This is a genomic window from Pseudomonas sp. GL_091 (assembly GCF_057837725.1).
Genome location: NZ_CM174451.1, coordinates 6,281,063 through 6,293,959 on the forward strand (window position 1 = coordinate 6,281,063; position 12,897 = coordinate 6,293,959).

The following is a 12,897-nucleotide window of genomic DNA, read 5'->3' on the forward strand; positions in this document are numbered from 1 at the left end:
GCCACTTGTCTGCGACATGATGCCGTTTCATATGCCATCTAAAACCCATTGGGTTAGAATGCCCCCCTTTTCCGCCCCCGATCCCTGAGGACCGCCATGTTCAGCCGTGATTTGACTATTGCCAAGTACGACGCCGATCTCTTTGCCGCCATGGAGCAAGAAGCTCAGCGCCAGGAAGAGCACATTGAGCTGATCGCTTCGGAAAACTACACCAGCCCTGCGGTGATGGAAGCTCAAGGCTCGGTACTGACCAACAAGTACGCCGAAGGCTACCCGGGCAAGCGCTACTACGGTGGTTGCGAGTACGTAGACATCGTCGAGCAGCTGGCTATCGATCGCGCCAAAGAGCTGTTCGGCGCCGACTACGCCAACGTTCAGCCGCACGCCGGTTCGCAAGCCAACAGCGCCGTTTACCTGGCCCTGCTATCGGCTGGCGACACCATCCTGGGCATGAGCCTGGCCCACGGTGGTCACCTGACCCACGGTGCCAGCGTTTCGTCTTCGGGCAAGCTGTACAACGCCATCCAGTACGGCATCGACGCCAACGGCCTGATCGACTACGACGAAGTCGAGCGCCTGGCCGTTGAGCACAAGCCAAAAATGATCGTGGCCGGTTTCTCTGCCTACTCGCAGATCCTCGACTTCCCGCGCTTTCGCGAGATCGCCGACAAGGTAGGTGCCTATCTCTTTGTTGATATGGCTCACGTTGCGGGGCTGGTCGCCGCTGGCGTCTACCCGAACCCGGTTCCATTCGCTGACGTGGTGACCACCACCACCCACAAGACCCTGCGCGGTCCACGTGGCGGCCTGATCCTGGCTCGCGCCAACGCCGACATCGAGAAGAAGCTGAACTCCGCCGTATTCCCGGGCGCCCAGGGTGGCCCACTGGAACACGTGATCGCGGCCAAGGCGATCTGCTTCAAGGAGGCGCTGCAGCCTGAGTTCAAGGTTTACCAGCAACAAGTGGTGAAGAACGCCCAGGCCATGGCCAGCGTGTTCATCGAGCGCGGCTTCGACGTGGTTTCCGGCGGTACTGAGAACCACCTGTTCCTGCTGTCGCTGATCAAGCAGGAAATCTCCGGTAAAGACGCCGACGCCGCTCTGGGCAAAGCGTTCATCACCGTGAACAAGAACTCGGTGCCAAACGACCCACGCTCCCCGTTCGTCACCTCCGGCCTGCGCTTCGGCACCCCGGCTGTGACCACTCGTGGCTTCAAGGAAGCAGAGTGCAAGGAACTGGCCGGCTGGATCTGCGACATCCTGGCTGACCTGAACAACGAAGCGGTGATCGACGCCGTTCGTGAGAAGGTCAAGGCAATCTGCAAGAAGCTGCCGGTGTACGGCGCTTAATCAGCCCGCTAAACCGTAGCTATAAAAACCGGCCAGAGATGGCCGGTTTTTTTTGCCCGTTTTTTTTATTTAGCCGGGGGAAAGGCTCTAAACCGCGCTTACCTACCAACTGGTAAGACCGGTCATGCCGATTTTCTATTTTTTACTTGCGAACACCCAAAAATAGCGCCTAGACTGCGCCTGCACTGGACATACCGGTAAGACCACAATAATTAAGTCCTGAATCTGATGTGCCCCGCACACGGAAGCCAGGACACCGACCAGGATTCCTCCCATGCTCAGATGGTGCTCGCGTTCAATCTTCCTCCAAGTGGTTCTCGGACTGGTGCTCGGCATCATCTGCGGGCTGACCCTTCCCGAATACTCCGCTCAGCTCAAACCGCTCGGTGACGGTTTTATCAAGCTGATCAAAATGCTCATCGGCCTGATTGTGTTTTGCGTAGTGGTCAGCGGCATCAGCGGTGCCGGCGACCTGAAAAAGGTCGGACGCATCGGCCTCAAATCGGTGATCTACTTTGAAGTACTGACCACCATCGCCCTGGTGATTGGCCTGGTGTTCGCCTTCAGCACCGGCATCGGCAGCGGCGCGAACATTCACCTGGAGCAGCTTTCCGCAGCCGACATGGGCGACATTGCCCAGCGCGGCCAGCACATGCACACCACCACACAGTTCCTGATGGACCTGATTCCGACTTCGGTGATCGGTGCCTTTGCCGATAACAATATCCTGCAGGTCCTGCTGTTTTCAGTGTTGTTCGGCAGTGCGCTGAATCTGGTGGGCGAGGCGGCGTCGGGTATTTCACGGCTGATCAATGAACTCAGCCATGTGATCTTCCGCATCATGGGCATGATCGTGCGCCTGGCGCCGATTGGTGTGTTCGGTGCGATCGCCTTCACCACCAGCAAATATGGCCTGGACTCGCTGCAGCACCTGGGCAGCCTGGTCGGCCTGTTCTACCTGACCTGTACTGCCTTCGTGGCCTTGATTCTCGGTCTGGTGATGCGACTCTCCGGCTTGAAGATGTGGCCGTTGCTCAAGTACCTGCGCGAAGAACTGCTGATCGTCATGGGCACCGCTTCGTCCGACGCTGTACTGCCACAAATCATGCGCAAGCTTGAGCATCTGGGCATCGGCAGTTCGACGGTCGGGCTGGTGATTCCAACGGGTTACTCGTTCAACCTCGACGGTTTCTCGATCTACCTGACCCTGGCCATCGTGTTCATCGCCAATGCCACCGGCACGCCGCTGGCGATGACCGACCTGTTGACGATTCTGTTGGTATCGTTGATCACTTCCAAGGGGGCCCACGGTATTCCGGGCTCGGCGCTGGTGATTCTGGCGGCCACCCTGACAGCCATTCCGGCAATTCCGGTGGTGGGTCTGGTGCTGGTGCTGGCCGTGGACTGGTTCATGGGCATCGGCCGGGCGCTGACCAACCTGATCGGCAACTGTGTGGCCACCGTCGCCATCGCGCGGTGGGAAAAGGACATCGATGTGCAGCGGGCGAACAAGGTACTTTCGGGCCAGGCGGGTTATACCTTCCAGCCGAGAAAACCGGTTGCTCAAGCGGCAGCCAAAGAATTCTGAATGACCGCCGTGCCTGCCGACCGCAGGCACGGCTCATGGAGCGAACAAGTGATTACCTCATCAACCGTCGTCAACTCAGTGGTAGAAAAACTTCGGGCCGCTTTGGCCCGAGGTCAGTGGCGCTCCGGCGAAATGCTGCCGGGGCAACGCGATCTGGCCGAACAATTGGGCATCAGCCGCCCGAGCCTGCGTGAAGCCGTCATCGTTCTGGAAACCCTCGGTCTGGTGCGCTCGATGCCGGGCAAAGGCGTGGTGGTGCTCGAAGCCAATCTCGCCGACAGCCAGACGCATGACAGTGCAGTGGCCGCAGCGAGCCTGGAAGACGTGCTGCAACTGCGCTACACCCTTGAGCCGTTCATCGTCGGCCTGGTGGCGCAGTCCATCAGCAGCAAGGAAGTCGGGCAACTGCGCCTGACCCTGATGGACATGCGCGAAGCCCTGGAAGCCATCGACAGTGAAGCCGGCGTGAATGCCTACATCGCGTTCCACGAAGAATTGTTCACGCTCACATCCAACCCCATCTTCCAGAGCGTGGTCCAGCAGACCAGCAACGCCCTCAAACAGAGCGCCGAAGTGTTACGCAACTCCCCGGAACATCTGGCTGAGCGCCTTGAAGAAAACGAGGCGGTGGTGCGGGCGATCCGCAGCAAGAACAGCGCCCAGGCCAGCGCCGAGATGCGTCGGCACATCTTGCGCGAAGGCCAGCGCATGGGCATCGAATTGAACATCCCGGAAGACAACCTCGGCAGTTGAAACCTCTTCGAACTGGAGATTGGCCATGAACAGCTTTGCCGCGCCACAAACGCTCGCCACCCTGCCTGTCCGCCCTTCGGTGGATGATCTGTATTCACGGGTCCTCGATGCCATTTTCGAACAGCGCATCCATTCGGCGAGTCGCTTTACCGAAGAAAGCCTGGCGCAGATGTTCGGTGCAAGGCGCAGCGACATGCGTGATGTGCTGACGCGACTGTCCCATCAGCAGATCATCATCCTTCGAGTCAACCATCGTCCCCGCGTCGCCGAGCTTGATGTCGAGCAGACCCGGCAGACGCTGCATGCCCGGCGTCTGGCCGAGATCATGCTGGTGCGGCTGGCCTGTCAGCGTCCATGCGCGCAAGACTTGAAGCGCCTGCGGACACTGGTCGACAACGAGCGTCAATGCGCCGAGCGTGGCCGAGCGATTCGTTTGTCGGGAGAGTTTCATCTGCAGTTGGCACAAATGGCGGGGAATGCACCGCTAGCGCACTTTCTTGAGAGCCTGGTACCGCTGACTTCATTGGCAATTGCGCAGTTTGATCTGCAGCAGAAGGATTATTGCGTGGAGCAAGTGCACATGGAGATTCTGGATGCGCTGGAGCGAGGAGATGCCGCGACGGCGCAAGCCGTGCTCAACCGGCATCTGGATTATCTGGAAGATTTGTTGCTGAGCCCTGCATCGGCATTGGGCCAACATTGTGCCGCAAGTTAGACCGCTTTCGTCGGAACGCCGCCCGGAGCAGGCTCGCTCCCACGGAGGACTGCATTTCAAATGTGGGAGCGAGCCTGCTCGCGATGACGGCTTAAGGCTCGCTGCAGTTTCTGAATTTAATCCGCCGCCACCCGCGCAAAACCCTCGCGAATCTTTTCTTCCGGCAAATCATCGGCAATGAACACGATCACGCTCTCGCGCACTTCCTCTTCAGCCCACTCGGTATCCCAGTCGAAACCATAGAGTTTCAGCACACCCTGAAACACCATGCGACGCGATTCGCCGAGGATATTCAACACGCCTTTGTAGCGCAGCAATTGCTTGCCATGTTCCTCCAGCAACTCGTTCATGAACTCGCTGAGCTTGTCGATATCCAGCGGTTTTTCAGTGCGCAGCACCAGGCTGGAAATGCGGTCTATGGACGGAGCAGCCTGGCTGACCGGGCGCAAACTCACGCCGCCGCCGAGGTCGGCATTGAGGTTGAAGCCGCGCACGTCGAGCAACTCGGCGAGGTCGATCTTGCCGTGGTCGACCACGCGGATAGGCGCACGACGGTTGATGCGGGTCAGGCGCTCGCTCAACGCGGTGAAGGTCGGTTCGTCCACCAGATCACGCTTGCTCACCAGTAAGCGGTCGGCGAACCCGATCTGCGCTTGAGCAATGGTCTGGGTCAGGTGCAGGTCGGCATGTGCCGCGTCGACCAGCGTGATGATGCCGTCGAGGATATAGCGCTCACGCAACTCTTCGTCGATGAAAAAGGTTTGTGCCACCGGTGCCGGATCGGCCAGACCGGTGCATTCGATCACCAGGCGGTCGAAGGCGATGTCGCCCCGGTCCAGACGCTCGAGCAACAGATAAAGCGCTTTGGTCAGATCCGTATGGATGGTGCAGCAGACGCAACCATTGGACAGTGTCATCACTTGTACCGGTTCATCGCCCAACAACTGGGTATCGATACCGGCATCGCTGAATTCGTTCTCGATCACGGCAATTTTCAGGCCGTGCTCGGCCTTGAGCAGGTGGCGCAACAGGGTGGTCTTGCCGGCGCCGAGGAAGCCGCTGAGGATTGTGACCGGGATGGGAGAGGACAAACTGGATCTCCTTTTTTCACACAGTGAAAAAACAACACAAAACAAATGTGGGAGCGAGCTTGCTCGCGATAGCGGCTTAACATTCAACATCACTGTTGATTGACAGTCCGCCATCGCGAGCAAGCTCGCTCCCACAGGTATTGCTGTTAATCCGACAACCGGATCAACAGCACTTCGGCCCACCCTTGCCACCGTAACGGGCTTCCTGACGCTCCCGAAAGAACATCTCATAGCTCATCACCGGCTTGTCCGGGTGCTTGGTCTGCATATGCTCGACGTAGTTGTCGTAGTCGGGCATGCCGACCATCAGGCGCGCAGCCTGACCGAGGTATTTACCGAGGCGACTCAGGTCATTGAACATGGTGCAAATCCTCGATCACGCTTCCGGCAGCGCCTGGAATGGCGATTCTTTATCCGTACGTTCTTTGCTGCCCCAGGCGGAAATACCGACCTTGAGCGCATAGAACAGGATGCTGAACACCACGAACAGGAACAGCGCGGTCAGCGTTGCGTTGGTGTAGGCGTTGAAGATCACGTGCTGCATCTGGGTGATGTCCTTGGCCGGGGCGAGGATCTGGCCGTTGGCCAAGGCATCGCTGTATTTTTTTGCCAGCGACAGGAAGCCGATCGCCGGGTTGGCGTCGAACAGCTTGATGAAGCCCGCTGTCGTGGTGCAGATCAACAGCCAGACCGCCGGCAACATGGTGACCCAGACATAACGCTGGCGCTTCATCTTGATCAGCACCACGGTGCCGAGCATCAACGCGATACCGGCCAGCATCTGGTTGGAGATGCCGAACAGCGGCCACAGAGTGTTGATACCACCCAACGGATCGATCACGCCCTGATACAGCAACCAGCCCCACATTGCCACGCAGCCGGCGGTGGCGATCAGGTTGGCGGTCCAGGACTCGGTGCGCTTGAGCGCCGGGACGAAGGAGCCGAGCAAGTCCTGGAGCATGAAGCGCCCGGCACGGGTGCCGGCGTCGACCGCGGTCAGGATGAACAGCGCTTCGAACAGAATCGCGAAGTGGTACCAGAACGCCATGGTGTTTTCACCCGGCAGAACACTGTGCAGGATCTGCGCGATCCCCACCGCCAGGGTCGGCGCGCCACCGGCACGGGCCAGGATGGTGGTTTCACCGATGTCGTGGGCTACGGCTTGCAGGGCTTCAGGGGTAATCGCAAAACCCCAGTTGCTGACGGCTGTCGCAACGGCCACCACATCACCGCCGACCACGGCCGCCGGGCTGTTCATGGCGAAGTACACGCCAGGCTCGATCACAGAAGCGGCAACCATGGCCATGATCGCCACGAACGATTCCATCAGCATGCCGCCGTAACCGATATAGCGGGCGTTGGTTTCGTTATCCAGCAGCTTCGGCGTGGTGCCGGAGGAAATCAGTGCGTGGAAACCCGAGACCGCGCCACAGGCGATGGTGATGAACAGGAACGGGAACAGACCGCCCTTCCATACCGGGCCGGTGCCGTCGATGAACTGGGTCAGGGCCGGCATTTTCAGCTCGGGCATGGTCACCAGGATGCCGATGGCCAAGGCCACGATGGTGCCGATTTTCAGGAAGGTGGAGAGATAGTCACGGGGCGCCAGGATCAGCCACACCGGCAACACCGCTGCGACAAAACCGTAACCGATCAGCATCCAGGTGATCTGAAGACCGGTAAAGCTAAAGGCCTTGGCCCACACCGGGTCAGCGGCAATCTGCCCGCCCAGCCAGATCGAACCGAGCAGCAACAGCACGCCGATCACCGAGATTTCACCGATGCGGCCCGGGCGGATGTAGCGCATGTAGATGCCCATGAACATCGCGATCGGGATGGTCGCCATCACCGTGAAAATCCCCCACGGGCTCTCGGCCAAGGCTTTCACCACGATCAGCGCCAGCACCGCGAGGATGATGATCATGATCAGGAAGCAGCCGAACAGCGCGATGGTCCCGGGAATGCGGCCCATTTCCTCACGGACCATATCGCCCAGAGAGCGGCCGTTGCGGCGAGTGGACATGAACAGGACCATGAAGTCCTGCACCGCACCGGCCAGCACCACGCCGGCAATCAGCCACAGCGTGCCAGGCAAGTAGCCCATCTGCGCCGCCAGCACCGGGCCGACCAGCGGCCCCGCGCCAGCAATGGCCGCGAAGTGGTGACCAAAAAGAATGTGTTTGTTGGTTGGAACGTAGTCCAGACCGTCATTGTTGAGCACAGCGGGAGTGGCCCGCCGTGCATCGAGTTGCATGACATTGCTAGCGATGAACAGACTGTAGTAGCGGTAGGCGACCAGATAGATGGCGACGGCAGCGACCACTATCCACAGGGCGTTGATTGCCTCGCCTCGGCGCAATGCCACGACACCCAGGGCGCACGCACCTACGATTGCCAGCACCAGCCAAGGCAAATGGCGTAGCGGGCTATTATTATTTTTCATTTTATTATTCCAGCCAGAGTGGACAAGAAAGACAGCCACCCCGAGTTTAGCGCTCCTGACGGCAAAGACCATACCCCGACATTGGTCTAGACACCTGCACGCGCCGGCATGCCTTTGATCATGCGGGTCTATAGTCAGCGTATATATCCGAGGATCGCGCCATGAGCGAGCATCCTGCCGAACGTCGCCGCTTCAAACGTATTGCGTTCGATGCCCGAACCGAGCTGAGTCAGGGTCAGTCCACTTGGCCGGTGAAGTTGATTGATCTGTCGCTCAAGGGGTTGCTGATCGAGCGACCCGAACACTGGCAGGGCGATCGCCAGCAGGATTTTTCAGTGGATATTCATCTGAGCGATGACGTCGATATCGCCATGGATGTGCACCTGACCCACGAAGACCACGGCCAGCTCGGCTTTGCCTGCCGGCACATCAGCCTTGAATCCATTGAGCGCCTGCGGCGATTGATCGAGCTCAACCTCGCTGACCCGCAGGAACTGGAACGAGAATTGGGTGCGCTGGTCGAGATCTAGCCACCACCGGATGCCTTTGTGGGAGCGAGCCTGTGAGTTACTCGAACAACGCGTCCAACGCCTGTTCCAGACGCGTGACGGCAATGATCTGCAACCCTGCCGGCGCCTCTTTCGGCGCATTGCCCTTGGGCACGATGGCCCGCTTGAAGCCGTGCTTGGCGGCTTCTTTCAAACGCTCCTGACCGCTCGGCACTGGACGCACCTCACCGGAAAGCCCGACTTCACCGAACACCAGTAGATCGTGGGGCAACGGCCGGTTACGCAAACTGGACATCACCGCCGCCATCAACGCCAGGTCGGACGCCGTTTCCAGCACCTTGACCCCGCCGACCACGTTGAGAAACACGTCCTGATCATGGGTCGGAATGCCACCGTGACGGTGCAGCACCGCCAGCAACATCGCCAGCCGGTTCTGATCCAGCCCCAGCGTGACCCGACGCGGGTTGGCCAGGTGACTGTCGTCCACCAGCGCCTGTACCTCCACCAGCATCGGCCGCGTGCCTTCCCAGGTTGCCATCACCACACTACCTGGGACTTCTTCCTGGGCCCGGGTCAGAAAAATCGCCGAGGGGTTGGAGACTTCTTTCAGGCCCTTGTCGGTCATGCCGAACACACCCAGCTCATTGACTGCACCGAAACGGTTCTTCACCGCTCGCAGCAGACGCAGGCGCCCGTCGGACTCGCCTTCGAAATACAGCACGGTGTCGACCATGTGCTCCAGCACTCGAGGGCCAGCCAGCGCGCCTTCCTTGGTGACGTGGCCCACCAGGAAAATCGCCGTACCGCTCTGTTTGGCATAACGCACCAGCAACGCAGCGCTTTCACGCACCTGGGATACACCACCCGGTGCCGATTGCAGTTGCTCGGTAAAAATCGTCTGGATCGAGTCGATCACCATCACCTTGGGCTTTTCCTGACGGGCCGTGGCGATGATGGCTTCGATGCAGGTTTCAGTCATGACCCGCAGTTGATCCTGAGGCAACCCCAGGCGCCGTGCACGCATGGCCACTTGCTGCTGGGATTCCTCACCGGTGACATACAGCGCCGGCATGCTCTTGGCGAGGTTGCACAAGGTTTGCAACAGAATGGTCGACTTGCCGATGCCGGGGTCGCCACCGATCAGCACCACCGAGCCATCCACCAGACCACCACCCAGAACCCGGTCGAGCTCGCTGGAGGCGGTGGAGAAGCGCGGAATTTCTTCGACGCTGACTTCGGCCAGGGTCTTGATCTGCGCCTGCTGCCCGGCCCAACCGGTACGACCGCTGGGGGCGGCTGCCCCACCGCTTTCCACCATGGTTTCGGTGAGCGTGTTCCAGGCCCCGCACTCACCGCACTGGCCGGCCCATTTGGGGAAGGTTGAGCCACACTCGGTGCAGCCGTACATGCGCTTGGCCTTGGCCATCGGAACTCCCGGAAAAAAACGCGATGATAGCTCAGCCAAGGCGCGCGAGTGCGGCCAGATATTTCGCAACCCCTTTGATGACTTCAAATAACCCCATTAAACGCAGACATGTTGATATACACTCACTTACAAGCCTTGTATAAGTTTTTTGTTTAACATAACCAATAAACCCTAGAGACAGACCTTACTGCACAACTTGAAAACCTATACAAACCTTATTCATTTACACACTTAATACACAACCCCAAAAACACCTACATAAAGCACGGTTATTAACTCAGGGGAACACGTAGCTTGTTAGCCCCAAAACCAACCAAATAGTCCACATCACTACAACTGCAATCGACTTTCAATACCGCCCACTGACCACTAACTGCCCGATCAACTTTAACGTCCCGATTCAGTGATAGTCCCTCAACCTTGGCTCGCTCACACAAACGAAGCCAAATCGCTGAAAAACGTCGTATGCAAAACACCGCAGAAGACCTGGTCGCCCCACAGATGAGATCAATCGGTGAATTGTTCAACACCACCCAGGGCGATTGCTGGCAAGCACAGCAGGCAGTTGATTCGAGCAGGAAGCGATTTGCTGATTTACACTGCGTGCATCAACCTCATCTGTAACAAGGAAATAACCTATGGGCGTGCTCAATGAGTTCAAGGCCTTCGCGGTCAAAGGCAACGTGGTCGATATGGCCGTCGGTATCATCATCGGTGCGGCCTTCGGCAAGATCGTTACGTCGTTTGTCGGCGACCTGATCATGCCGCCAATCGGGATGCTGATCGGTGGCGTGGACTTCAGTGATCTGGCCATAACGCTCAAGGCAGCGGAGGGTGCTACTCCCGCCGTGGTGCTGGCCTATGGCAAATTCATCCAGACCATCATCGACTTCGTCATCGTCGCCTTCGCGATCTTCATGGGTGTCAAGGCCATCAACCGCCTGAAGCGCGAAGAGGCCGTGGCCCCCAGCCTGCCGCCGGTTCCAACCAAGGAAGAAGAGTTGCTGGGCGAGATCCGTGACTTGCTCAAGGCCCAGAACAACCGGCCTTGACGGCATTAGCAAAAAATAAAACGGCGCCTTCGAGGCGCCGTTTTTTTTACCAGAAGTTTTCCACCGCCACCTGGCCGGGTCGCCGGCTGAGGCTCAAGTGCATGTCCCGCTGTTTAAGCAGCTTGCGCGTGTCATCAATCATTTGCGGATTGCCGCACAGCATGACCCGAGAATGCTCAGGGGTCAGCGCAACACCCGCGGCGCGCTCCAGTTCGCCGTTTTCAATCAGCGTGGTGATCCGCCCGTTCAATGCGCCGGGATGCTGTTCACGAGTGACCGTGGTGATGAATTGCAGTTTATGGGCGTACTCCGCCAGATACTCACGCTTCGCCAGCCCTGCGATCAGTTCCTGATAAGCCAGTTCCCGGGCTTCGCGAACGCTGTAGACCAGAATGATCCGCTCGAATCTCTCCCAGACTTCGAAGTCCTGAAGTATCGACAGGAACGGCGCGATGCCCGTGCCTGTGGCTAACAACCACAGATCGCGCCCATCGACAAACCGGTCCAGCGTCAGGTAGCCAAAGGCCTGGCGGTCGACCAGCAATGCATCGCCAACACCCAGCCGGCTGAGTTCGCTGGTGAACTCACCGCCCGGTACGACAATGGAAAAGAACTCGAGGAACTCGTCAAAAGGCGAAGACACCATCGAGTAGGCGCGCCATACCGTGCTGCCGTCAGCCTTGGTAACGCCCAATCGGGCAAACTGCCCCGCCCGAAAACGAAACCCTGCATCCCGCGTGGCGCGCAGGGTAAACAGGTTCGGGGTCAGCGGATGAACCTCGAGCAAGGTCTGGCGCGTAAATTTTTCTTCACTGACGGACATGGGAGGCTCCAATCAAAGATACCCCAGTGTCCCGCAAAGAAAGCAGCATAACCACCGACAATTTGTAGTGACATTAATCTGCACTAGTGACTGTTTACTAAATGCGACATACAACCATGATTATAAAATGCCATATGGCATTTTATAACTCATCGATCGCCTAAGAACCTGGAACACACTTTTTCAAGAGTTAAAAGAGCAAAATTGTCGAACCATAATCGTAGGAACTGTCCTACACTTCGTGGCGTGAAGGATCTTGGATCCAATATTGCACTCGAAAGACAGGTTAATGGAGATCATTGTATGGAGATCTGGAAGGAGTCTCAGCTCAACCAATTGGCACACACACAAGAGATCAATACCGCCTATCGAATCGCGCTCAACTTCGCTAGAAACCTTGGATATAAATTTTGTGGCTTTTCAATTACTTCGAACTCAGTTGTGACTGGCGCCAATCCGGTGAGCCTGAACAATTTCCCCCATGAGTGGAACATTCAATATGAAAAAAACAACGCCACGCAAATAGACCCGGTAGTGGCGCACTGCAATCATTCAACATTGCCGGTTCTCTGGAGCGAAGAGCTTTTTTCCAGGACTCCATGGCTATGGCAGTTGCTGCAGCAACAAGGTTTTCAGCATGGCTGGTCCCAGGCGATCCACGATGAGGAAACCGGTCTGCGCAGTATTCTCAGCCTGGCCAGAAGCCATTGCCCGATTTCAGCCTATGAGTTGTACGAGCATCTCGGATTCTCGGTGTTCATCAGTCGCCATTTGCACGCTCTGGCGATCGCAATGCAACCGAGAAAACCGGCTCGCCCTCAGGCTCCTCCCTTGTCACGGCGGGAACTCGAAGTATTAAAACTGTCGGCCGATGGCAAGACGGCCTATGAAATTGCCAGGATCCTCAATTTGAGCGAACGCACGGTCAACTTTCATGTACACAGGGCTATCGAGAAGCTCGGTGTCAACAACAAGATTGCGGCAGTCATCGTCGCGGCCCGCTCCGGAGCCATCTGAAAGCGCCCGATTGCGGGAAAACCTGCGGGTAATCCAGGCAAAAAAATCGTACCATTTGCGGTCCCTCCTGAGTGATGGCGTGTAGACCTCCACGACGCAGTTCACTCGGACGGCTCCGCCCGCTCCAACG

At 58.0% G+C, this 12,897-nt stretch carries 12 protein-coding genes; 7 read left to right on the plus strand and 5 right to left on the minus strand.

Annotated elements, in window-relative coordinates; all coding sequences use genetic code 11:
* Positions 1-96: 96 nt before the first annotated feature.
* The 4 genes from glyA to AC3ITY_RS28615 all read left to right on the plus strand — a co-directional run bounded on the left by glyA (position 97) and on the right by AC3ITY_RS28615 (position 4,406).
* Positions 97-1,350: a serine hydroxymethyltransferase gene (gene glyA, locus AC3ITY_RS28600; protein WP_489306277.1), complete on the plus strand. Its 1,254-nt coding sequence runs from the start codon at positions 97-99 to the stop codon at positions 1,348-1,350.
* A 274-nt stretch (positions 1,351-1,624) separates the two neighbouring features.
* Positions 1,625-2,938: a C4-dicarboxylate transporter DctA gene (locus tag AC3ITY_RS28605; protein WP_489306278.1), complete on the plus strand. Its 1,314-nt coding sequence runs from the start codon at positions 1,625-1,627 to the stop codon at positions 2,936-2,938.
* A 48-nt stretch (positions 2,939-2,986) separates the two neighbouring features.
* Positions 2,987-3,691, plus strand: coding sequence for a FadR/GntR family transcriptional regulator (locus AC3ITY_RS28610; RefSeq protein ID WP_223459196.1), 705 nt, complete (start codon positions 2,987-2,989; stop codon positions 3,689-3,691).
* 25 nt (positions 3,692-3,716) lie between these two features.
* Positions 3,717-4,406 (plus strand): GntR family transcriptional regulator, encoded by a 690-nt coding sequence (locus tag AC3ITY_RS28615; RefSeq protein WP_489306279.1) that lies wholly within the window; start codon positions 3,717-3,719, stop codon positions 4,404-4,406.
* Between the two features lie 116 nt (positions 4,407-4,522).
* Here the strand turns inward: AC3ITY_RS28615 and yjiA are convergent, their stop codons facing one another.
* The 3 genes from yjiA to AC3ITY_RS28630 all read right to left on the minus strand — a co-directional run bounded on the left by yjiA (position 4,523) and on the right by AC3ITY_RS28630 (position 7,940).
* On the minus strand, positions 4,523-5,497 hold the full coding sequence (gene yjiA / locus AC3ITY_RS28620) for a GTPase (RefSeq protein WP_489306280.1): 975 nt from the start codon (positions 5,495-5,497) through the stop codon (positions 4,523-4,525).
* A 163-nt stretch (positions 5,498-5,660) separates the two neighbouring features.
* Entirely contained in the window at positions 5,661-5,858 is a 198-nt protein-coding gene (locus AC3ITY_RS28625; RefSeq protein ID WP_007895266.1) for a YbdD/YjiX family protein, read from the minus strand.
* Between the two features lie 15 nt (positions 5,859-5,873).
* Positions 5,874-7,940: a carbon starvation CstA family protein gene (locus tag AC3ITY_RS28630; RefSeq protein ID WP_489306281.1), complete on the minus strand. Its 2,067-nt coding sequence runs from the start codon at positions 7,938-7,940 to the stop codon at positions 5,874-5,876.
* 161 nt (positions 7,941-8,101) lie between these two features.
* On the opposite strand from AC3ITY_RS28630, the gene AC3ITY_RS28635 reads away from it, so the two are divergent.
* A complete protein-coding gene (locus tag AC3ITY_RS28635; RefSeq protein ID WP_489306282.1) occupies positions 8,102-8,470 on the plus strand; it encodes a PilZ domain-containing protein in 369 nt (122 codons plus the stop codon).
* Positions 8,471-8,507: 37 nt separating this feature from the next.
* Here AC3ITY_RS28635 and radA read toward each other — a convergent pair whose 3' ends face one another.
* Positions 8,508-9,875, minus strand: a complete 1,368-nt coding sequence (gene radA / locus AC3ITY_RS28640; RefSeq protein WP_008004292.1) for a DNA repair protein RadA — start codon at positions 9,873-9,875, stop codon at positions 8,508-8,510.
* Between the two features lie 638 nt (positions 9,876-10,513).
* Between radA and mscL the strand changes: the two genes are divergently transcribed.
* Positions 10,514-10,927 carry a large-conductance mechanosensitive channel protein MscL gene (gene mscL, locus AC3ITY_RS28645; protein WP_008004290.1) on the plus strand — a complete coding sequence of 138 codons (414 nt, stop codon included), beginning with the start codon at positions 10,514-10,516 and terminating at the stop codon, positions 10,925-10,927.
* A gap of 46 nt (positions 10,928-10,973) precedes the next feature.
* On the opposite strand, the gene AC3ITY_RS28650 is transcribed toward mscL, so the two are convergent.
* Entirely contained in the window at positions 10,974-11,750 is a 777-nt protein-coding gene (locus AC3ITY_RS28650) for a ferredoxin--NADP reductase (RefSeq protein ID WP_489306283.1), read from the minus strand.
* Between the two features lie 303 nt (positions 11,751-12,053).
* Between AC3ITY_RS28650 and AC3ITY_RS28655 the strand changes: the two genes are divergently transcribed.
* Positions 12,054-12,767: an autoinducer binding domain-containing protein gene (locus AC3ITY_RS28655; protein ID WP_489306284.1), complete on the plus strand. Its 714-nt coding sequence runs from the start codon at positions 12,054-12,056 to the stop codon at positions 12,765-12,767.
* Positions 12,768-12,897 lie beyond the last annotated feature (130 nt).